Source organism: Kitasatospora sp. NPDC004289, assembly GCF_053602875.1.
The window spans coordinates 21,772-41,562 of the sequence record NZ_JBSGEL010000027.1 but is presented as its reverse complement, the minus strand read 5'-3'; the positions used below and the strand labels follow the sequence as shown (position 1 = coordinate 41,562).

At 73.2% G+C, this 19,791-nt stretch carries 18 protein-coding genes; 5 read left to right on the top strand and 13 right to left on the bottom strand.

From position 1 onward, the window contains the following. Window positions 1-9: 9 nt before the first annotated feature. The 4 genes from fusA to ACWEPF_RS19725 all read right to left on the bottom strand — a co-directional run bounded on the left by fusA (window position 10) and on the right by ACWEPF_RS19725 (window position 3,862). Window positions 10-2,115: an elongation factor G gene (fusA, locus tag ACWEPF_RS19740; RefSeq protein ID WP_452173600.1), complete on the bottom strand. Its 2,106-nt coding sequence runs from the start codon at window positions 2,113-2,115 to the stop codon at window positions 10-12. Window positions 2,116-2,154: 39 nt separating this feature from the next. Next, a complete protein-coding gene (gene rpsG / locus ACWEPF_RS19735) occupies window positions 2,155-2,625 on the bottom strand; it encodes a 30S ribosomal protein S7 (protein ID WP_030457432.1) in 471 nt (156 codons plus the stop codon). 2 nt (window positions 2,626-2,627) lie between these two features. Continuing rightward, the gene (rpsL, locus tag ACWEPF_RS19730) at window positions 2,628-2,999 is read right to left on the bottom strand and encodes a 30S ribosomal protein S12 (protein ID WP_014144289.1); all 372 of its coding nucleotides are present in this window, start codon (window positions 2,997-2,999) and stop codon (window positions 2,628-2,630) included. Window positions 3,000-3,322: 323 nt separating this feature from the next. Continuing rightward, complete coding sequence (locus tag ACWEPF_RS19725; RefSeq protein WP_452173599.1) at window positions 3,323-3,862, bottom strand: DUF1707 and DUF4190 domain-containing protein; 540 nt, start codon at window positions 3,860-3,862, stop codon at window positions 3,323-3,325. Between the two features lie 160 nt (window positions 3,863-4,022). On the opposite strand from ACWEPF_RS19725, the gene ACWEPF_RS19720 reads away from it, so the two are divergent. From ACWEPF_RS19720 to ACWEPF_RS19705, 4 genes are all read left to right on the top strand, one after another. Then, window positions 4,023-4,784, top strand: a complete 762-nt coding sequence (locus tag ACWEPF_RS19720) for an ABC transporter ATP-binding protein (RefSeq protein ID WP_449798472.1) — start codon at window positions 4,023-4,025, stop codon at window positions 4,782-4,784. After that, on the top strand, window positions 4,781-6,370 hold the full coding sequence (locus ACWEPF_RS19715) for a transporter (protein ID WP_452173598.1): 1,590 nt from the start codon (window positions 4,781-4,783) through the stop codon (window positions 6,368-6,370). The genes ACWEPF_RS19720 and ACWEPF_RS19715 overlap by 4 nt, the downstream gene beginning before the upstream one ends. Window positions 6,371-6,469: 99 nt before the next feature. Then, window positions 6,470-7,729, top strand: a complete 1,260-nt coding sequence (locus ACWEPF_RS19710) for a DUF2786 domain-containing protein (RefSeq protein WP_452173597.1) — start codon at window positions 6,470-6,472, stop codon at window positions 7,727-7,729. A gap of 156 nt (window positions 7,730-7,885) precedes the next feature. After that, window positions 7,886-8,308, top strand: coding sequence for a DUF1801 domain-containing protein (locus tag ACWEPF_RS19705; RefSeq protein ID WP_452173596.1), 423 nt, complete (start codon window positions 7,886-7,888; stop codon window positions 8,306-8,308). Between the two features lie 13 nt (window positions 8,309-8,321). On the opposite strand, the gene ACWEPF_RS19700 is transcribed toward ACWEPF_RS19705, so the two are convergent. From ACWEPF_RS19700 to ACWEPF_RS19685, 4 genes are all read right to left on the bottom strand, one after another. Beyond that, complete coding sequence (locus ACWEPF_RS19700) at window positions 8,322-9,209, bottom strand: prohibitin family protein (RefSeq protein ID WP_345286259.1); 888 nt, start codon at window positions 9,207-9,209, stop codon at window positions 8,322-8,324. A gap of 93 nt (window positions 9,210-9,302) precedes the next feature. Continuing rightward, window positions 9,303-10,301: an ADP-ribosylglycohydrolase family protein gene (locus tag ACWEPF_RS19695; protein ID WP_452173595.1), complete on the bottom strand. Its 999-nt coding sequence runs from the start codon at window positions 10,299-10,301 to the stop codon at window positions 9,303-9,305. Between the two features lie 13 nt (window positions 10,302-10,314). Beyond that, window positions 10,315-11,550 carry a cytochrome P450 gene (locus ACWEPF_RS19690; protein ID WP_452173594.1) on the bottom strand — a complete coding sequence of 412 codons (1,236 nt, stop codon included), beginning with the start codon at window positions 11,548-11,550 and terminating at the stop codon, window positions 10,315-10,317. 72 nt (window positions 11,551-11,622) lie between these two features. Beyond that, window positions 11,623-12,357, bottom strand: a complete 735-nt coding sequence (locus ACWEPF_RS19685; protein WP_452173593.1) for an SIR2 family NAD-dependent protein deacylase — start codon at window positions 12,355-12,357, stop codon at window positions 11,623-11,625. A 66-nt stretch (window positions 12,358-12,423) separates the two neighbouring features. On the opposite strand from ACWEPF_RS19685, the gene ACWEPF_RS19680 reads away from it, so the two are divergent. Next, window positions 12,424-14,988 (top strand): helicase-associated domain-containing protein, encoded by a 2,565-nt coding sequence (locus ACWEPF_RS19680; RefSeq protein ID WP_452173592.1) that lies wholly within the window; start codon window positions 12,424-12,426, stop codon window positions 14,986-14,988. Here the strand turns inward: ACWEPF_RS19680 and ACWEPF_RS19675 are convergent. From ACWEPF_RS19675 to ACWEPF_RS19655, 5 genes are all read right to left on the bottom strand, one after another. Then, a complete protein-coding gene (locus tag ACWEPF_RS19675; RefSeq protein WP_452173591.1) occupies window positions 14,972-16,408 on the bottom strand; it encodes a WGR domain-containing protein in 1,437 nt (478 codons plus the stop codon). The two genes, ACWEPF_RS19680 and ACWEPF_RS19675, sit on opposite strands and share 17 nt — an antisense overlap. A gap of 48 nt (window positions 16,409-16,456) precedes the next feature. Then, complete coding sequence (locus ACWEPF_RS19670) at window positions 16,457-17,008, bottom strand: hypothetical protein (protein ID WP_452173590.1); 552 nt, start codon at window positions 17,006-17,008, stop codon at window positions 16,457-16,459. A gap of 122 nt (window positions 17,009-17,130) precedes the next feature. Beyond that, entirely contained in the window at window positions 17,131-17,805 is a 675-nt protein-coding gene (locus ACWEPF_RS19665; RefSeq protein ID WP_345286273.1) for a response regulator transcription factor, read from the bottom strand. Window positions 17,806-17,818: 13 nt separating this feature from the next. Then, window positions 17,819-18,985 carry a sensor histidine kinase gene (locus ACWEPF_RS19660; RefSeq protein WP_452173589.1) on the bottom strand — a complete coding sequence of 389 codons (1,167 nt, stop codon included), beginning with the start codon at window positions 18,983-18,985 and terminating at the stop codon, window positions 17,819-17,821. Between the two features lie 46 nt (window positions 18,986-19,031). Next, on the bottom strand, window positions 19,032-19,646 hold the full coding sequence (locus tag ACWEPF_RS19655) for a DUF4097 family beta strand repeat-containing protein (RefSeq protein WP_452173588.1): 615 nt from the start codon (window positions 19,644-19,646) through the stop codon (window positions 19,032-19,034). Window positions 19,647-19,791 lie beyond the last annotated feature (145 nt).

The window sequence follows — 19,791 nt, the reverse complement described above, 5'->3', positions numbered from 1 at the left end:
GTCGGGACGTCACTCACCCTTGGCCTTGGCGATGATGTCGTCCGCCACGTTCCGCGGAACCTCGGCGTACGAGTCGAACTGCATCGAGTAGCTCGCGCGACCAGAGGTCTTGCTGCGCAGGTCACCGACGTAGCCGAACATCTCGGAGAGCGGCACCAGCGCCGAAACGACGCGGGCACCGTGACGCTCGTCCATGGACCGGATCTGGCCACGGCGAGAGTTGATGTCGCCGATCACGTCGCCCATGTAGTCCTCGGGCGTGGTGACCTCGACGGCCATCATCGGCTCCAGCAGAGCCGGGCCGGCCTTCTTCGCACCCTCCTTGAACGCCATGGAACCGGCGATCTTGAAGGCGAGCTCGGAGGAGTCGACGTCGTGCGAGGCACCGTCGAGCAGGGTCACGCGGACACCCTGGAGCGGGTAGCCGGCGAGGACACCGAACTCCATGGCCTCCTGGCAACCGGCGTCGACCGAGGGGATGTACTCCTTCGGAACGCGGCCACCGGTGACCTTGTTCACGAACTCGTAGCCCTCGCCGGACTCGATCGGCTCGATCGCGATCTGGATCTTCGCGAACTGGCCGGAGCCACCGGTCTGCTTCTTGTGCGTGTAGTCGATGCGCTCGACGGCCTTGCGGATCGTCTCGCGGTACGCGACCTGCGGCTTGCCGACGTTGGCCTCGACCTTGAACTCACGGCGCATACGGTCGACGAGCACCTCGAGGTGCAGCTCGCCCATACCCGCGATGATGGTCTGGCCGGTCTCCTCGTCCGTGTTGACCTGGAAGGACGGGTCCTCCTCGGCGAGACGCTGGATGGCGACACCCAGCTTCTCCTGGTCACCCTTGGACTTGGGCTCGATCGCGACGCGGATGACCGGGGCCGGGAAGTCCATGGACTCCAGGATGACCGGGTTCTTCTCGTCGGACAGCGTCTCACCGGTGGTGGTCTGCTTGAGGCCCATGACGGCGATGATGTCGCCGGCGCCCACCGAGTCGATCTCCTCACGCTTGTTCGCGTGCATGCGGTAGATCTTGCCGATGCGCTCCTTCTTGCCCTTGACGGAGTTCAGCACCGAGGTGCCGGACTCCAGGCGGCCGGAGTACACGCGGACGAAGGTGAGCTTGCCCAGGTGCGGGTCAGACATGATCTTGAACGCGAGCGCGGCGAGCGGCTCGTCGTCCGAGGCCTGACGGACGATCTTCTCGTCGGGGTTGTTCGGCTTCGTGCCCTCGATGCCCTCGATGTCGAGGGGCGACGGCAGGTACTTCACAACCGCGTCGAGCAGGGGCTGGACGCCCTTGTTCTTGAACGCCGAGCCGCAGAAGATCGGGGTGAAGTCCGAGTTCAGCGTGCCCTTGCGGATCGCGGCGACCAGGACGTCCTCGGGGATGTCCTCGCCCTCGAGGGCGAGCTCCATGACCTCGTCGGACGTGTTGGAGACGGTGTCGATGAGCGCCTCGCGGTACTCAGCGGCCTTCTCCTCCAGGTCGGCCGGGATGTCGACGGTGTCGTACATCTCGCCCTTGGGGGCGTCCGCGGACCAGACCAGGGCCTTCATCTTCACCAGGTCGACGACACCGGTGAAGTCACCCTCGGCGCCGATCGGGAGCTGCATGACCAGCGGGGTGGCGCCGAGGCGGTCCACGATGGTCTTGACGCAGAAGTAGAAGTCGGCGCCCGTGCGGTCCAGCTTGTTGATGAAGCAGATGCGCGGAACGCCGTAGCGGTCGGCCTGACGCCACACCGTCTCGGACTGGGGCTCGACACCGGCAACGCCGTCGAACACCGTCACGCCGCCGTCGAGGACGCGGAGCGAACGCTCCACCTCGACGGTGAAGTCGACGTGACCCGGGGTGTCGATGATGTTGATGGTGTTGTCGACACCGTCGAGGGTCCAGTGACAGGTCGTCGCGGCCGACGTGATCGTGATGCCGCGCTCCTGCTCCTGCTCCATCCAGTCCATGGTGGCAGCGCCATCGTGGACCTCACCGATCTTGTACGACACACCGGTGTAGAACAGGATCCGCTCGGTGGTGGTGGTCTTGCCCGCGTCGATGTGGGCCATGATCCCGATGTTCCGGGTCTTGGCCAGGTCAAGGGAGGTTGCAGCCATGGTGGCTCGTTCTCTCTCTGTCTAGTGACGGGGTTCGGACTACCAGCGGTAGTGCGCGAAGGCCTTGTTGGACTCGGCCATCTTGTGGGTGTCCTCACGACGCTTCACGGAAGCACCGAGGCCGTTGGAGGCGTCGAGGATCTCGTTGAGCAGACGCTCGGTCATGGTCTTCTCACGACGGGCGCGGGAGTACCCGACCAGCCAGCGAAGGGCCAGGGTGTTGGCGCGGCCCGGGCGGACCTCGACCGGCACCTGGTAGGTGGCGCCACCGACGCGGCGGGACTTCACCTCAAGGGTGGGCTTGACGTTCTCAAGCGCACGCTTGAGGGCGACCACGGGGTCGGCACCGGTCTTCTCACGGACGCCCTCGAGGGCGCCGTAGACGATCCGCTCGGCGGTGGAGCGCTTGCCGTGCAGCAGGATCTTGTTGACCAGCGAGGTCACCAGCGGGGAGCCGTAGACCGGGTCAATGATGACCGGGCGCTTCGGGGCGGGGCCCTTACGAGGCATTCTTACTTCTCCTTCTTGGCGCCGTAGCGGCTGCGAGCCTGCTTGCGGTTCTTGACACCCTGGGTGTCAAGCGAACCGCGGATGATCTTGTAGCGGACACCAGGAAGGTCCTTCACACGGCCACCGCGAACCAGCACGATGGAGTGCTCCTGCAGGTTGTGGCCCTCGCCCGGAATGTAGGCGGTGACCTCGATCCCGCTGGTGAGGCGCACACGGGCCACCTTGCGAAGCGCGGAGTTCGGCTTCTTCGGGGTGGTGGTGTACACACGCGTGCAGACGCCACGGCGCTGGGGGGAACCCTTCAGCGCGGGCGTCTTGTTCTTCTCGACCTTGTCCTGCCGGCCCTTTCGGACCAGCTGCTGGATCGTAGGCACCGTTTCTCCGTTTTCTGTGTGCCAAGGCTGCGTAAAACTAACCTGCGATGTCCTCAACTCTCCGACCCACGCGGTCGGGTGTGTTGAGCCTCGTCCGAGGAACGGAATCCATGGATGTGCAGTGACGCCGCTCACGGAGCGGTGAACCGCTCCGGCACTGCGGCCGGTCTGCTGGCACGCACAAGGACCCGGGGACACCCCAGGCACAAGGTCAGAGCGTACCTAGCGCATCCGCGCCGGTCAAAACAAATGCAACGCCGCAGCTCCGCCCGCGACCGGGCCGGTCACGGGCGGTGGCCGGGGCGGCACCGGGGCCCGGCGGCTCAGCCCGAGGCGGCCAGGCTGATCATCGCCAGCACCCAGAACGACACCGCCATCCAGCCGAACACCAGACCGGCGGTGGCCATCCCGTCACCCTCCTCGCGGCTCTGCCGGATCTGACCCTTCGCCAGGTGCCCGGTCACCACGGCGGGTACGGCCGTCATGCCGAAGCTCGGCAGGCACAACAGCCCGAGCACCAGGGAGGTCACGGCCAGCGGGTTGGTCCGGGCCTTGGGCGGCGGGAAGTACGGCGGCGGCAGCGGGGCGACGGCGGCCATCGGCACCACCATCGGCGTCGGTGCCGGGCCGACGGGCAGGTCCGAGACCAGGTAGGCGAGTTGGCCGTACGTCTTGGCCCGCTGCACCGCCTCGAAGCGCTGGCCGTACTCGTCGGCGGACAGCCGACCCTCCGCGTACGCGGCCTTCAGCACGTCTACCGCGCGCTCGCGGTCGGTGTGGCCGGCCCGCATGGCCAGCTGGGCGTCCTGCTGACGCGCCGGCTGCTGCTGCGGGTACTGCGGACCCCACGGCTGGACGTTCATCGGTCCTCCTCGTGTCCCCCAGTCAGCATGACGAAGGACACCGCCCGGCAGTTGCAACTTCACCCGGACGGACCATGATCACTTCCCGCCGTTCGAAGGGTGCCGCCGTCCGGGGTTCCTCTGAAAAGCTGACGGTAGACCCGTACCTAGGAGTGCGCACATGACACCTGCCGTCAGCATCCACGACCTGTGGAAGCGCTTCGGCGACCACGCCGCCGTGGCCGGACTCACCCTCGACCTGCCCGCCGGCTCCTTCATCGGCCTGGTCGGACCCAACGGGGCCGGCAAGACCACCACCCTCTCGATGGTCACCGGCCTGCTCAGGCCCGACCACGGCACCGTGCGGGTGCACGGCGCCGACGTCTGGGCCGACCCGGTGAGCGTGAAGGCCCGGATCGGCATCCTGCCCGAGGGCCTGCGCATGTTCGAGCGGCTCAGCGGCCGCGAGCTCCTCCAGTACAACGGGCGGCTGCGGGGGCTGCCCGGTGCCGAGGTGGACCGCCGCGCCGAGGAACTGCTCACCGTGCTGGACCTGCAGGCCGCCGCCGACAAGCTGGTGGCCGACTACTCCACCGGCATGCGGAAGAAGATCGGGCTGGCCGCCGCGCTGCTGCACAACCCGGACGTGCTCTTCCTCGACGAGCCCTTCGAGGGCGTCGACCCGGTCTCCGCCCAGACCATCCGCGGGGTGCTCAAGCGGTACGCCGCCAGCGGCTCCACCGTGGTCTTCTCCAGCCACGTGATGGAGCTGGTGGAGCAACTCTGCGACTGGGTCGCGGTGGTGAACGCGGGTCAGGTGATCGCCCAGGGCCCGCTGGACGACGTCCGCGGCGAGCGCTCGCTGCACACCGCCTTCCTGGAACTGATCGGCGTCCGCGAGGACGAGGGCCAGGGCCTGGACTGGCTGGGCGAGGCGAGGTGAGCGCCGCCGTCACCCCGGACGCGGTGGTCGTCCGCACCCTGGTCCGGCTCAAGCTCCGGCTGCTCGCCAACGGGCTCAGGCGCAGCCCGGGCCGGCGGGCGCTGTACGTGATCGGCTCGCTGGCCGGCCTCCTGCTCACCGCGCTGATCGCCACCGCCTTCGCCTTCCTGCACGGCCACGCCGGGGCCGGCGACGCCGCCGTGATGCTCACCACCTCGATGGCGATCGGCTGGGGCGCGCTCCCCCTCTTCCTGTTCAGCAGCGACGAGGCCGCCGACCCGACCCGGCTGACCATGCTGCCGCTGCGTCCCGCCGCGATGCTGCGCGGCACCCTGCTGGGTGCGCTGATCGGGCCCGGCCCGGTGATCGCCCTGGTGATGCTGAGCGGCGCCGCGGTGGCCGGCTCGGCGGGCGCGGTCTCGGTGCCGTTCGCGGTGCTCGGGGTGCCGCTGGCGGTGCTCACCCTGGTGACGCTCTCCCGGGCGGTCGCGGCGGGCAACGCCAAGCTGCTCTCCAGCCGCCGGGGCAAGGACTTCGCGATCTTCGGCGGCCTGCTGTTCGCGCTGCTGATCCAGGTCGGCAACCTGGTCTCGCAGTCGATCCTCGGCAAGTCCGGCGAGAAGGGCCTGGACCTCTCGCCGCTGGAGCCGTTCGCCGCGGTGCTGCGCTGGATCCCGCCGGTCAGCGCGCTGGACGCGGGCCGGACGGCCGGCGAGTCGGTGCCGCTGGCGCTGCTCCAGCTGGCGGCCACCGCCGCACTGCTGGTGCTGCTGCTGCGCTGGTGGCGTCGGAGCCTGGTGGACCTGATGGTCACCGCGGACTCCTCCACCCTGATCACCACCCGCCAGGTCGGCCGTTCCACCCGGGACCTCTTCCCGCCGGGCCGGGTCGGCGCGGTGATGCAGCGTCACCTGCGGTACGCCTGGCGCGAGCCGCGGGCCAAGGCGGCCGTCTTCACCAGCATCGGCATGACGCTGGTGATGTGCGTGCTGTCGATGGTGCAGGGCTGGGCCACGGTCTACTTGGTCTCCTTCACCGGCATGATGCTCGGGCTGCAGATGGTCAACCTGTTCGGCATGGACGGCTCGGCGTTCTGGATGGTCTCGGCCACCCTGGCCGGCCCGGCCGACGCCCGGGACGAGCTGCGCGGCCGCGCCTACGGGGTGCTCTCGTACGCGGTTCCGGTGACGGTGGTGCTGTCGCTGGTGCTGGCGGTGGTCACCGGGAAGTGGTCCGAGTGGCCGCCGGCGCTCGGCCTGGCCCTCGCCGGCCTCGGCGCCGGGGTCGGTGCCGGGGCGCTGCTCAGCGTGCTGGCCCCGTTCGCGCTGCCGGCCGACTCCAACCCGATGCGCAACGCCGCACCGGGCCAGGGCGGACTGGTGATGCTGAACACCTTCGGCTCGATGCTGCTGGCCGCGCTGATCGCCTCGCCGGTCGCCCTGCTGATGCTGGTGCTGCCCGAGTGGACGGTGCTGCCGGGCGGGCTGCTGTACGGCGCGCTGTTCGCGGTGCTCGGCACCCGGCTGGCGGCCGCCCGGCTGCTGGAGCGGCTGCCGGAGATCCTGGCGACGGCGATCGAGCGCTGACCGCGTCCGGGTGAGGACGACGATGCCGGGGCGGCGCTGCCGCTCCGGCATCATTGCTGTGGTCCCCCCTCTTCCTTCTCCTGTGCGAGGCAGATCACCGTGCCCCAGCAGTCCACCGCCGAAGCCCTGGTCGCGCAGGCCGTCGCCCAGGTGACGGGCGCCGAGGCGGAGCGCCTCGACCTCGCCCTCGACACCGGGGCCTCGCTGCTCGCCGCGGCCGACTGGGCCGAGGTCAGCCGGGCCCTGGTGGCCCAGGCCGAACGGACCGTCGGCCGGGCCTGGACGGTCGGCTGGCGCCCCGCCGACCTGGCCCGGATGGTCCGCCGCGAGCTCGGCCCCGTCCACCAGGAGCTCGGGGTCGACCTGATCGCCGCCGAGCAGCGCCGGCACCCGGCCGCCGCGCTGGACCGGCGCTGGCACGAGCAGCTGCGCGAACTCGCCACCGAGGTGTGGTGGGACGGCGACGGCGCCTACCTCGCCGCCTACGCCGCCAAGCACCGCTTGGACCGCTTCGCGCTGGCCACCGCCGCGCTGGAGCTGATCCGGCTCTGGGCGCTCCTGCCCCCCGTCACGCCGGTCGGGCCCGCCCCGGGCGCCGCCGCCCCGGTGGAGCACCGCGCGGTGGGGCCGGTGCCGGGCGAGCCGAAGATGCTCTCCCGGATCCGGGCGCTGCTGGCCAAGGCCGAGTCCACCGAGTACCCGGAGGAGGCGGAGGCGCTCACCGCGAAGGCGCAGCAGCTGATCGCCCAGCACAGCATCGACGAGGCCCTGCTGACGGCCGGTCAGGACTCCTCCAGCACCCCGGGGGCGGTGCGGATCGGGGTGGACAACCCGTATGAGAGCCCGAAGGCGATGCTGCTCGACGCGGTGGCGACGGCCAACCGGTGCCGGACGGTGTGGGCCAAGGAGTTCGGCTTCTGCACGGTGATCGGCTTCGACTCGGACCTGGACGCGGTGGAGCTGCTCTACACCTCGCTGCTGGTGCAGGCGACCGCCGCCATGCAGCGGGCCGGCAGCCGGCACCACAAGGAAGGCGCCTCGCGCACCAAGTCCTTCCGGCAGTCCTTCCTGATCGCCTACGCCGCGCGGATCCGCGAGCGGCTCACCACCGCCACGGCGGAGGCGGTCGCGGGGCACCGGGTCGGCGAGGACGGGACGGCCGAGCGGCTGGCGCCGGACGAGCGGCTGCTGCCCGCGCTGGCGGCCCGCGAGGAGGCGGTCGACCACACGGTGGACCGGATGTTCCCCCGGCTCACCTCCCAGCGGGTCCGGGTCTCCAACGCGGACGGCTGGTACGAGGGGCGCGCCGCGGCGGACCGTGCGGCGCTGAACGGCCGCTCGGGGTCCATCACACGCTAGTGGTCGCCCCGGGGGCGCGAGGAACTGCGCGCGGGGGAACGGCGACACGTGCAACTGGCTGACGTGCCCCGATCCCACGCCGGTCCGCCTTCCGTACTCGCGCAGTTCCTCGCGCCCCTGCGGGGCGCAGCCCGGTGAGCCCCCTACGGTGGGGCCATGGCCGAACCGAAGACCGTGCCGACCGACGAGGATCCCGCCGCCTTCCTGGCCGCCGTGCCGGACGCGCGGCGGCGGGCGGACGCGCAGGCGTTGTGCGCGCTGGTGGCGGAGGTGACGGGGGCGCCGCCGGTGATGTGGGGGCCGTCGATCGTCGGGTTCGGGCGGTACGAGTACCGGTACGCGAGCGACCGGACCGGGAGCTGGCCGGCCGTCGGGCTGTCGCCGCGCAAGCAGGCGCTGACGCTCTACGTCGCGGAGGGCTTCGAGCGGCACGCGGAGCTGCTGGCCCGGCTGGGGCCGGTGACCGTCGGCAAGGGGTGCCTGTACGTGAAGCGGCTGGACGCCGTGGACGGCGAGGCGCTGCGCGAGCTGGTCGGCAGTGCCTTCGCCGCCTTCGACGGACGGGTCGTCACCCCGTGAGTCGGCGCTCGGTTCAGCGCTTGGTGGAGTCGACGATGACCGGGTTGCCCGTGCCGCCGCAGGGGCTGGCGTAGACCGGGTTCTTCTCGGCGGCGGCCTTGAAGGCCTCGATGCACTGGCTGAGCAGGATCTTGTCGGTCAGCGAGTTGGCGAGCAGCTGGTTGGCGTTGGCCTGGGCCTCGGCCTCGATCTTCTTCTTCTCGGCCTCGGCCTTGGCGGTGGCGACGGAGGCCTGGGCCTGGGCGGTGGCCTGGTCCTGCTGGATCTTGGCCTCGATGGCCTTCTGCAGGGAGTCGCTGGGCTTGACGTTGCGCAGGTTGACGCCGTTGACGACGATGCCGCGCGGGGTGAGGCGCTCGACGACCAGCTTGTCGATCTCGGAGCTGATGGCCTCGCGCTTGGAGCTGTAGCCCTCGACGTTGGTGTAGCGGGCGAAGACGTTGCGGATGATCTCGCGGCTGTCGGAGTAGACCAGCCGCTGCTGCACCGACTCCTCGCTGCCGGCCAGCTTGTAGAGGTCGACGGCGTGCTTGGGGTCGATGGACCACTTCAGCGTGACGTCGGCGAAGAGGACTCCGCCCTCGGAGGAGCGGACCTCGACGGTGGTGTCGCCGGTGAGGTTGAGGTCGACCGGGCGGGTGGAGAAGGTGGTGACGTCGGTGAGCGGGGACTTGAGGTGGAGGCCGGGCTGCCAGGCGGAGCCGACCTTGCCGAGGGTGGTGGGGACGCCGACCTCGGTGGGCTCGACCACGTGGACGAAGGTGGTCAGGCCGAGGCCGAGGCCGAGCAGCAGCGAGGCCAGGCCGCCGAAGATCGAGGCCCGGCCGTCGAAGGCCCCGCGCCAGCGGAGCACGAGCAGGACCACGCCGACGACCAGCAGGATGACGGATATCAGCAGCATGGCCGCAGCCTAGGGGCGCGGCGATCTTCCTGACAGTGCGTCACCCAGTGTTCGCCGAATCGTGGGTGTCCGTTCAGCCCCGGCGCGCGCCGTTCAGTCCCAGAGGGCGCCGAAGGCCAGCAACTCCTCGCGGTACTCGATCCGTTGGACCCAGTCGGCCGGCCAGGCGTCCAGGCCGTGGTGGGCGCCGGCGAAGGCGCCGGCCAGGCAGGCGATGGAGTCGGAGTCGCCGCCGGAGACGGCGCCGCGCCGGACGGCCGCGACCGGGTCGTCGGGGAAGAGCAGGAAGCAGAGCAGGCCGGTGCCGAAGGCCTCCTCGGCGATCCAGCCCTCGCCGGTGACGGTGCACGGGTCGCCCTCGGGCTCGGGGTGGGCGAGGGCCGCGTCCAGCCGGTCGAGCTGGTGCAGGCACTCGCCCCAGCCGCGCAGGGCGAAGTGCTCGGGCGAGGGGTCCTGGGCGCCATCGGCCAGGTCGCCGAGCCAGAGCGCGTCGTAGCCGCGCGCGCGGACGGTGAGCGCGTACTCCCGGAGCAGGCCGGGCAGTTCGGCCGGGGCGGCGCCGTTCACCAGCAGGTGGACGGTGTGCGCGGTGAGGTCGCTGGCGGCCAGCGCGGTGGGGTGGCCGTGGGTGAGGCCGGACTGCAGCTGCGCGGCACCGGAGCGCTGGCGGTCCGTCAGGCCGGGGACCAGGCCGACCGGGGCGACCCGCATGTTGGCGCCGCAGCCCTTGGAGCCGAGGTCGCTGGCCTGCTGCCAGGTGGTGTCGGGCTTCCGCAGCCGGTTGCAGGACTGCAGGCAGGTGGTACCGGGGGCCCGGTTGTTGTCCGGGTCGTGGTACCAGTGCACGAACTCCTCGCGGACCCGGTTGGCGAGGCGCAGCGGGGCCAGCGGGCCGCGCTCCAGGGCGGCCCGCAGGCCGGTGGCCAGGGCGAGCGTCATCTGGGTGTCGTCGGTGACCAACGCCCGCTTGGGGAGCTGGCGTTCGCGCCACGGCGTGCCGCGCAGCAGCTCCTCGTACGGGGTGAACTCGGTGTCCTTCCCCAGAGCGTCGCCGATCGCCAGGCCCACCATGGTGCCGCTCGCCCGTCGCATGCCCGTCCCCCTGTCAGATCTCCACCAGCAGCTCTTCGAGCCCCCGGATCACGTACCCCGGCCGCCAGCGCGGCTCGGTGACCAGCCGCAGACCGGGCGCCCGCCGCAGCAGCGCCCCGTAGGACTCGGTCAGCTCCAGTCTGGCCAAGGGGGCGCCGAGACAGAAGTGGATTCCGGCGCCGAAGGTGATGTGCGCGTTGTCGGTGCGGCCGAGGTCCAGCCGGTCGGGGTCGGGGAAGCGCTCGGGGTCGCGGTTGGCGGAGCCGAAGAGCAGGGCGATCTCGGCGCCGCGCGGGATCGTGGTGCCGTGCAGCTCGACGTCGTCCAGCACCCAGCGCTCGAACATCTGGAGCGGGGTGTCCCAGCGCATCAACTCCTCGACGGCGGTGGGGAGCAGGGCCTCGGGCTCGGCGCGCAGCCGGGCCAGCTCGGCCTCGCTGCGGAACAGCGCCCACCAGCCGTTGCCGGTGGTGTTGACGGTGGCCTCGTGGCCGGCGTTGAGCAGCAGGACGCAGGTGGAGACCATCTCCTGCTCGGTCAGCGCGTCGCCGCCGTCGGCGGCGGCGACCAGGGCGCTGATCAGGTCCTCGCCGGGCTCGGCGCGGCGGGCCCGGATCAGGCCGCGCAGGTAGTCGGAGAACTCGGTGGAGGCGGTGACGGCCCGTCGGGCGGTCTCGTCGGAGGGGTTGAGCTCGAACATCGCGGTGATGTCGGCCGACCAGGGGCGCAGCAGCTGCCGGTCCTCGGCCGGGAAGCCGAGCATCTCGGCGATCACCGCGACCGGCAGCGGCTCGGCCACCCTCGCGATCAGGTCGCCGCCGCCGTCCCGGAGCAGCCCGTCGACCAGCTCGCCGGCCAGCTTCTCCACGGTCGGCCGCAGCCCGGCCACCATGCGCGGGGTGAAGGCCTTGGACACCAGCCGGCGGATCCGGGTGTGGTCGACGCCCTCCAGGTCGAGCAGGCCGTGCTCGTTGAGGGTGTGGAAGGCCTCGTGCGCCGGGTCCGGCTCGGGGCGGCCGAACTCGGCGTGGGTGAAGCGGTGGGTGTAGGTGCGGCCGAGCCGGCGGTCCCGCAGCAGCGCGTTGACGTCGGCGTACCGGGAGACCAGCCACTGCCCGCTGGGCTCGTGGAAGACCACCGGCGCCTCGGTGCGCAGCCGGGCGTACGCCTCGTACGGGTGCGCGACGAACTCCGGCGACCACGGGTCGTACGCGGCGGCCACGGCGGCCCTGCTGTCCTGCTCGGCCATGCTGGTGCCCTCCCAGACTGTGCGGGGAGGGCCATCGTACGCAGACGGCCGAACGGACCGTCAGGTCGGTCGTCAGACGGCCAGCAGGCGTTCGACCAGGGCGGGCAGGGCGGTGGAGATCGGCTCGCGGATCACCTCGTGGGCCATCTCGTCGTACGGGGTGGGCTCGCCGTTCACCACGATCAGCCGCGCCCCGTTCATCACGGCCACCTCGGCCAGACCGGCCGCCGGGTGGACCTGGAGGCTGGTGCCGACCGCGACGAACACCTCGCAGGCGATCGAGACGGCCTCGGCCTGGTCCAGCACCTTCAGGTCCAGGCTCTCGCCGAACATCACGGTGCACGGCCGGAGGATCCCGCCGCAGACCAGGCAGGCCGGGTCGGGCTCGCCGGCCTCGACCCGGGCCAGCGCCCCGGTCATCGGACCCCGGTCGCCGCAGGAGGCGCAGCGCACGTCCCGGGCGGTGCCGTGCAGTTCGAGCACCTTGCGCGGGGTCTGCCCGGCGGCCTGGTGCAGGCCGTCGACGTTCTGGGTGAGCACCCGCATCGGCACCCCGGCCCGCTCCAGCTCGACCAGGGCGCGGTGGCCCGCGTTCGGCTCGGCGTGCAGGGCCCCGGCGTCGCGGCGCATCAGCCAGGCCCGGCGGCGGATCTCGGTGTCGGCCAGGTAGGGACCGATGGTGACCAGCTGCTGGGCGCTCGGATCGCGCTGCCAGAGGCCCTTGGGGCCCCGGTAGTCGGGGATGCCGGAGTCGGTGGAGATCCCTGCTCCGGTGAGGACGGCGGTGAGCGGACGCTTCGTGGTCATGCCGGTGACGTTACGGTCCGTCAGGCACCGCCCGCGAGTGGGTTTCCGGGCCGCTACGGTGGTGCGGTGAACAGCACGAAGGCGCTGGCGACCTGGCTGACGCGGCGCACCCCGGAGCAGCTGACCGTCCTGCTGGAGGAGCGCGGCCTGCCGCACGGACGCTCCGAGGCCGCCGATCCGCTCCGGCTGGCCGAGCTCCTGCTGACCACCTCCTCGGTGCGGCTCGCCCTGACCGGCCTGGACCGGGCCCGGCTCCAGGTGCTCGCCGCGGTGGCCGTCCTGGCCGAGCGCCGGTACGGGCCGGTCGCCGACGCCGCCGGGCCCGCACTGACCGGCTTCGCGGGGCGCCGTCCGGGCGGCTGGGCCGGTGCGGACGGCCTGGAACCGTCCGAGCGGGCCGTCGAACGGGCCGACCTCGCGGCCGCGCTCGGCCCGCAAGGCGCCCGGGCCCTGACGCTGCTCGACGACCTGGCCGCGCGTGCGCTGCTGCTGCCGCCGCACGGCTCGTCGCTGGTCCTCCCGGCCGTGCTGCACCGGCCGTCCGGCGGCCTGCTGGGGTACGGGCGGCCGGCCGAGGTGCTGTACTCCGACGCCTACCTGGCGGCCCAGGTCCGGCTGGTGGAGGACTCGTTGGGGCTGGGCCCGGCGCGCAGCCGGGAGGAGGCGCAGCGGGGTGTGGTCGCGCTGCTGCGGGACCGGGCGGCCGTGCGGGAGGTGCTGGCGGGGGCACCGGAGGCGGTGGTCCGGCTGCTCTCGGCGCTGGCCGCGCCGGGGCTCGGTTCGCCGCGGCTGAGCAGCGGGTACTTCCGCTCGGAGGACACCGGACCGTTCGCCAAGTACCGCTTCCCGCCGAACGGTTCGGGGGATCCGACGGTGGCATGGGCGGCCGCGCGCGGGCTGCTGGCACCGGCGGGGCCGGGCGTCGTGGAGCTGCCGTACGAGGTGGGGCTGGCCCTGCGCGACCCGTCGTGGCCGCTGCCCTTCGAGCCGGATCCGCCGACCGCCGTCGCGGAGCGGGACGGGGACACGGGCGGCGACGCGAGCACGGGCCACGCACTGGCCGAGGCCCAGGCGGCCGCGACGGCCTCGGCCTCCCGGGTGGAGGTGCTGCTGCGGGCGGTCGCGGCCCGGCCGCTGACGCTCCGCAAGGCGGGCGGGATCGCCGTACGGGACACCGCCCGGCTGGCCAAGGAGATCGGGGCCGGGGAGGCGCAGACCCGCCTGTGGCTGGACCTGGCCGCCAACGCCGGCCTGCTCGCCCCGCACCGCGAGCCGTCGCCCGCGCCCGCCCGGGGCCGCCGCCCCGCACCCGCTCCGGCCGCGCAGCTGCTGCCGACCGCCCGCTACGACACCTGGCTGGCCGCCTCCCCCGCGGAGCGGCTGCTGCCGCTGGTCGCGGCCTGGGCGGTGACGCCGGAGGTCTTCACCCGTGAGCACGGCGGCCCGGAGGTCGCCCTGACGACCCCTCAGGACCGGACGGCATTGCCGCTCCGCCGCTCCTTGCTCGCCGCGCTGGCCTCCCGCGCGGGGGATGCAGGCGCTGGCTCTGCGGAAGGTGGTCACCCCGGGGGCGCGGGGAACTGCGCGAAGGGGAACGCAACGACCCGTGTGCCGGGTACGGACGCTCACGTGCAAGTGGATCCCCGTACCCGGCAGACGGGCCTGCCTCTTCCGCCGCGCGCAGTTCCCCGCGCCCCCGGTGTGACCACCACCCTCGCTGCCCCCCGGGGAACCGCTGGCCACGGGGGAACCGCCGCCCTCGTGGAAGCAGCCGCCTGGTACGCCCCGTTGGTGGTCGAGGTCAACACCGCCACCCAGGACGCCGCCCGGGCGACGCTCGCGGAGGCCGCGCTGCTCGGAGTGGTCGGGCACGGCGTGCTCACCCCCGTGGGACACGCCGTGCTCGACCTGCTCCGGGCCGGTGCGGACCGTTTCTTCCCGGCCGTCCCCGGTGCCGGGCTCTCCCTCGACAGGCACCACGCGCTGGCCACCGCCGTGGCCGGGCTCCGCGACGCCCTGGCCGGCCTCGTCCCCGAGCCGGCCCGGACCGCCCGGTTCCAGGCCGACCTCACCGCCGTGGTGACCGGACCCGCCTCCCCCGAGCTGGCCGAGCTGCTGGCCGGAGCCGCCGACCGGGAGTCCGAGGGCCACGCCACCGTCTGGCGGTTCGGCCCCGCCTCCGTCCGCCGGGCGCTGGACGCCGGCCAGGACGCCACCGAACTGATCGACCGGCTGCGGGAGTTCAGCACCGCCTCGGCCCCGCTCCCGCAGCCGCTGGAGTACCTGGTCCGGGACACCGCCCGCACCCACGGCCGGATCCGGGTGGCCGCCGCCGGCAGCTGCCTGCGCTCCGACGACGAGGCGCTGGTGCTGGAGCTCGCCCACAGCCGCCCGCTGGCCAAGCTCGGGCTGCGCCGGGTCGCACCGACGGTGCTGATCGCCGCGGCCTCTCCCGAGGCCACCCTGGCGGCGCTGCGCGCGGCGGGCTACGCCCCCGTGCTGGAGGCGAGCACCGGCGTCACCGTGGTGGAGCGCGCCCCGGCCCTGCGCGCCGACCAGCTGATGCCGGAACTCCCCACCACAGCGGCCGAGTTGGCCTCGGCGCTGAGCAAGGTCAGAGCACCCGCTTGATCTCGCCCCGAGCGCGGTAGAAGCCGCCCCGGCCGGACTCCAGCACCTCCGACACCCAGTAGCGGGCGCCCGGCACCCGGACCTCCTTCGGGAACTGCACCCGCCAGTCCGCGCGGAAGCCGGGCGTCACCACCCGCACCCTGGTCCGGGCGCCCTCCTGCACGCACTCGACCTCGACGCCGCCGTCCAGGGCTCCCGTCACCACCTCGACCTCGGCGCTCGGCACCACCCGCTCCCAGCCCGAGGCCTTCACGTCGGTGGTCCGCGGGAGGTGCCCGCCCTCCGCCGCCCGCACGGCCTCCTCGCTCGCGTCCAGGCAGGCCAGCGAGCCGTCGGTGGTGACCAGGTAGAGCCGGCCGTCCCGGTACTGCATGGAGTACGCCGAGCCGCAGCCGGTGCCCAGCTTCCAGAGCCGGGTGCCGTCAGCGGCGAAGCAGTAGACCGAGGAGTGGTTGTCCCCCGCGAAGACGTACCGGCCGTCCGGCGAGGCGGCGCAGGAGAACACCGCGGCGTCGCACCGGTAGAGCCCGGTCTGCGCCCCGTCGGACTTCCGCAGCCGGTGCACCACGCCGCGCGAGGTGCCCGCGAAGACCTCGTCCCGCTCCTGCCAGCCGAACAGCACCGCGCCGGTGGTCGGGGTGTGCCACTCCTGCTCGCCGCCGGCCGCGTAGCGCGTCACGCCCCGGTCGTAGCCGTGGTAGACCGCGTCCCCGTCGCAGCGCACCATCCAGCCGGCGCTGCCGCCCCGGGTGGCGCGGCGCCACTGGAACTCGTCCTCGTGGTCCACCGTGGTGATGCCGCCGACCGCGTCCGCCACGCCGAGCAGGCCGTCGTGGATGTCCAGCCAGTAGATGTCCACGTCGGCGGCGATCTCGTACGCCACCCGGGGGACCTTGCCGCCCAGGTCGTAGACCTTGCCGTCGTCGCAGCCGGCGTAGATCCAGTACTCGTCCGCGACGATGCACTTCACGCCGTCGGGGAGGCCGTAACGGCCCGTCACCTCGCCGTCGTGGGTGAGGGTGTAGACGTCGCCCTGCTCGTTCCCCACCCAGGCGTGCTCCTGGCCGACGAAGACCCCGAAGGCCGGGGCGCCGGAGCGGAACCGCCAGAGCAGCGGGGCCTGGCGCGCGGTGGAGCGGGAGCTGACGATCTGGCGGCGCGTCACCGAGCGGCGCTGCCGCACCCCGCGCACCGCCGGGGCGTAGCCCTTGCGGACCTTCTCCCCGACCTTCTTCGCCGCCGCGGCGGCCGCCTTCTCCGGCGACGGGTAGACGGTGGCCTTGCGCTGGCCCGGCTCGCCGATCCGGCCGTAGGTGACGGTCAACTCGGCGCCGTCCAGCCGGACTTCGTAGAACTTGTGGGCGCTCCCGGCGTCCTCGGAGAGCTCCAGGTAGGTGACCTGCTCGGTGGCGACGGACATGGCTGGGGAGCCCTCTCGGGACGGTGGGGTGGGGTGACGGGAACGAATCTACGCGGCCCCACCGACAGCCACCGGCCGCCGCTCCAGCGGGCTGAGCGCCAGCACCCAGAGCACGGCGGCCACCGGCAGCAGGTCCAGGCTCACCGCCGACAGCGCCACTCCGGCGGCCGCCACCAGCGGGCACCACCAGGCGGTGCGGCGGGCCGCCGCGGCGAGCAGCGCGACCAGGCCGAGGTGGAAGAGCAGCGGCCCCACCTGGTAGAACGCCGGCAGCACCCCGGGCACGTCCTGCACCCGCTGGAACAGCTCCCGCATCGCGGCCTTGTCCTCCGCCACCAGGCCCACCCACAGGTCCACCAGCACCTGCCCGACCGAGGCGGCCAGCCCCAGGTACGCCAGCGGGCCCAGCACCCGGCCGAACCCGCGGGCCCGGCGCGCCAGTTCGGCCAGCACCGGGACGAACAGCAGCAGCCCGAGCAGCAGCAGCGCATGGCCGATCAGCCAGCTCGGTCCCGGCTCCCGCGCCTCCGGCAGCAGCCGGACCGCTCCGTAGAGGCCGAACAGCAGCGGCGCGACCAGCGCCGGACGGTCCCAGGTCATCGTCGAACTCCCTTGGTGGTGACGGCTTCTCGATGACCACCAGCCTGCCGTCCGGGCGCCGCCCGGGGATCGCCCGCGCCGGTGAACCGGTGGTCTCCCCCGCGCGGGGGAGGCCACCGGGATCAGTCCTCCCCGGCCACCACCGCGCCGGACTCGTACGCGAAGACCACCGCGTGCACCCGGTCCCGGAGCTGCAGCTTGGCCAGCACGTTGGAGACGTGCGTCTTCACGGTGTGCTCGCTCACCACCAGGGCCCCGGCGATCTCCGCGTTGGAGAGCCCGCGCGCGAGCAGCCGCAGGGTCTCCGCCTCACGGGCCGTCAGCTGCTCCAGCAGCCGCGACGGCGGCCGCTGCGGCCCCGGGCCGGAGCCCCGGCGGGCGGTGAACTCGCCGATCAGCCGGCGGGTCACCGAGGGCGCCAGCAGTGCCTCGCCGGAGGCCACCATCCGCACCCCGTGGGCCAGGTCGTCCCGGCGGACGTCCTTGAGCAGGAAGCCGCTGGCCCCGGCGTACAGGGCGTCGTAGACGTAGTCGTCCACGTCGAAGGTGGTCAGCATGATCACCTTGGTGGCCGGGTGCTCCGCACAGACCCGGCGGGCCGCCTCCAGGCCGTCCATCACCGGCATCCGGACGTCCAGCAGCAGGACGTCCGGGGCGAGTTCGCGCACCCGCTCGACCGCCTCCGCACCGTTGGCCGCCTCCGCCACCACCTCGATGTCCGGCTGCGCGTCCAGGATCATCCCGAACCCGGCCCGCACCAGCTCCTGGTCGTCGGCGACCACCACCCGGATCGTCATGCTGCTCCCCTTCTCAACTCGCCAACGGCAGGCGGGCGCTGACCACGAAGCCGCGTCCCTCGGGGCCGGGCCCCGCCTCCGCCAGGCCGCCCACGGCGGCCGCCCGTTCCCGGATGCCGACCAGCCCGCGGCCGCCCGACCACTCCCCCGCCCGCGGGGCACCGACCCCGCGCCCGTCGTCCGCCACCCGCACCAGCAGCTCCCGGCCGGTACGGGTGACGCTCACCTCGGCGGAGGTCGCCCCGGCGTGCTTCACCGTGTTGGTGAGCGCCTCCTGCACGATCCGGTACGCCGCGGCCTGCACCTCCGGCGGACCGGCCTCGGCGCACTCCAGCTCCACCCGCAGCCCCGACTCCCGGACCCGCTCCACCACCGCCGGCAGCTCCGCCAGGGTCGGCTGCGGGGCCAGCTCGGGGCCGGCCCCCTGCTCCTTCAACACTCCCAGCACCCGCCGGAGTTGGACCATCGCGTCCCGGCCGGAGTCGGCGATCGTGTCGAAGGTGCGCACCGCCCGGTCCGGATCGCTGCGCACCACCAGCGGGCCCGCCTCGGCCTGGATCACCATCAGCGAGACCGCGTGCGCCAGGATGTCGTGCATCTCCCGGGCGATCCGGGCCCGCTCCTCGGCCACCGCGCGGGCCGCGTCCGCCTCGGCCCGGCGGGCCAGCTCACCGGCCCGGTCCGCGGCGTCCGCCGCCTTGCGGCGCAACTCCCGCACCAGCGAACCGAAGACGAACGCCCCGACGGAGGTCAGCAGGCTGAACAGCGCCCCGTTCAGCGAGCGGGTGCCCGCCACGTTGCCCCAGACCAGGCCGGTCAGCATCAGCCAGCGCTGCCAGTCCCGGCCCCGGTCCGCGACGGTGTAGACCGTCACCACCGCCGCCAGCGGCACCTGCGGCATCGCCGAGTGCGCCGCCACTGTCACCCCGATCGAGGCCACCGCGTTCAGCAGGAAGACCGTGAACGGGGCGCGCCGCCGCCACACCACCGGCAGCGCGGTGGCGACCGCCAGGGCGTAGACCCACCACTCCCAGGCCGGCTCGTCGTGCCAGACCGTCCAGACCGCGATGGCCGCCGAGGCCACCGCCAGCCCGACGTCCAGCACGTACGGATCCACCCCGGCCCACCGGGCCCGCCACCACGCCCCGGCCCGCTCCGCGTACGCCCGCCACCGCTCCACCCCGACCTCACCCCCGTGAAGTCGATCATCCCGCACGGCGCCCGCCTCAGCCACCGACCACCGTCACGTCACCCGTCGCCGCCCGCGCCGTGACCTTCCGCTCCGACGCGATGCGCACCGGCACGTCCACCCGCACCGACCCGGTGCCCGCCTCGGCGTCCACCGCGTACTCCTCCCCCTTCGGCAGCTCCAGCCGCACGTCACCGGTGCCGGCCACGGCCCGCACACTCCTCGGCGCCACCGCGAAGGCCCCCCGGACGTCCCCCGTCCCGGCCTCCGCCGTGACCACCCCGGTCAGCCCCGCCAGCCGCACGTCGCCGGTGCCCGCCTTCACCTTCACCTCGGTCCCGGTCGGCACCCGCACCACGTACCCCACCGAGCAGTCGTGGCCCGGGCACCGGTACGACAGCGTCAGCGTCCCGTCCACCAGCTCGTGCCGGACCTCCGGCGCCTTCCCCCGCCACTCCTGACGCTCCGTCACCGCCACCCCCGACCCCTCCCCCGTGACCTGCACGTCCCCCGTCCCCGAGTCCACCACCAGCACCCGCGCCGGCCCGTCCACCGCGTACGCGGCCTCCCGGCGCTCCGGCTCCACGGCACACCCGCCCGCCCCCGCCAGCACACCCGCCACGACCACGCCCGTCACCAGTACCCGCTTCACGACCAAGCCCTCCGCAGTCCGAACCAACTGCCCCCAGCCTGGCCCGCTCCCCCGCTCCGCACCTCCCTCCCCGGAGCGGTCCCGCGCACTCCCCCGGGCGGGGGAGGAAACGCCGCAGGGCGGCCACCCCGTGTGGGGTGACCGC

Excerpts from the sequence above, each read along its gene's own strand:
- rpsG (WP_030457432.1), bottom strand. The coding sequence starts at position 2,625 with ATGCCTCGTAAGGGCCCCGCCCCGAAGCGCCCGGTCATCATTGACCCG.
- ACWEPF_RS19675 (WP_452173591.1), bottom strand. The coding sequence starts at position 16,408 with ATGTCCGTCGCCACCGAGCAGGTCACCTACCTGGAGCTCTCCGAGGAC.
- ACWEPF_RS19725 (WP_452173599.1), bottom strand. The coding sequence starts at position 3,862 with ATGAACGTCCAGCCGTGGGGTCCGCAGTACCCGCAGCAGCAGCCGGCG.
- ACWEPF_RS19720 (WP_449798472.1), top strand. The coding sequence starts at position 4,023 with ATGACACCTGCCGTCAGCATCCACGACCTGTGGAAGCGCTTCGGCGAC.
- ACWEPF_RS19685 (WP_452173593.1), bottom strand. The coding sequence starts at position 12,357 with ATGACCACGAAGCGTCCGCTCACCGCCGTCCTCACCGGAGCAGGGATC.
- fusA (WP_452173600.1), bottom strand. The coding sequence starts at position 2,115 with ATGGCTGCAACCTCCCTTGACCTGGCCAAGACCCGGAACATCGGGATC.
- ACWEPF_RS19670 (WP_452173590.1), bottom strand. The coding sequence starts at position 17,008 with ATGACCTGGGACCGTCCGGCGCTGGTCGCGCCGCTGCTGTTCGGCCTC.
- ACWEPF_RS19705 (WP_452173596.1), top strand. The coding sequence starts at position 7,886 with ATGGCCGAACCGAAGACCGTGCCGACCGACGAGGATCCCGCCGCCTTC.
- ACWEPF_RS19665 (WP_345286273.1), bottom strand. The coding sequence starts at position 17,805 with ATGACGATCCGGGTGGTGGTCGCCGACGACCAGGAGCTGGTGCGGGCC.
- ACWEPF_RS19695 (WP_452173595.1), bottom strand. The coding sequence starts at position 10,301 with ATGCGACGGGCGAGCGGCACCATGGTGGGCCTGGCGATCGGCGACGCT.
- ACWEPF_RS19690 (WP_452173594.1), bottom strand. The coding sequence starts at position 11,550 with ATGGCCGAGCAGGACAGCAGGGCCGCCGTGGCCGCCGCGTACGACCCG.
- ACWEPF_RS19700 (WP_345286259.1), bottom strand. The coding sequence starts at position 9,209 with ATGCTGCTGATATCCGTCATCCTGCTGGTCGTCGGCGTGGTCCTGCTC.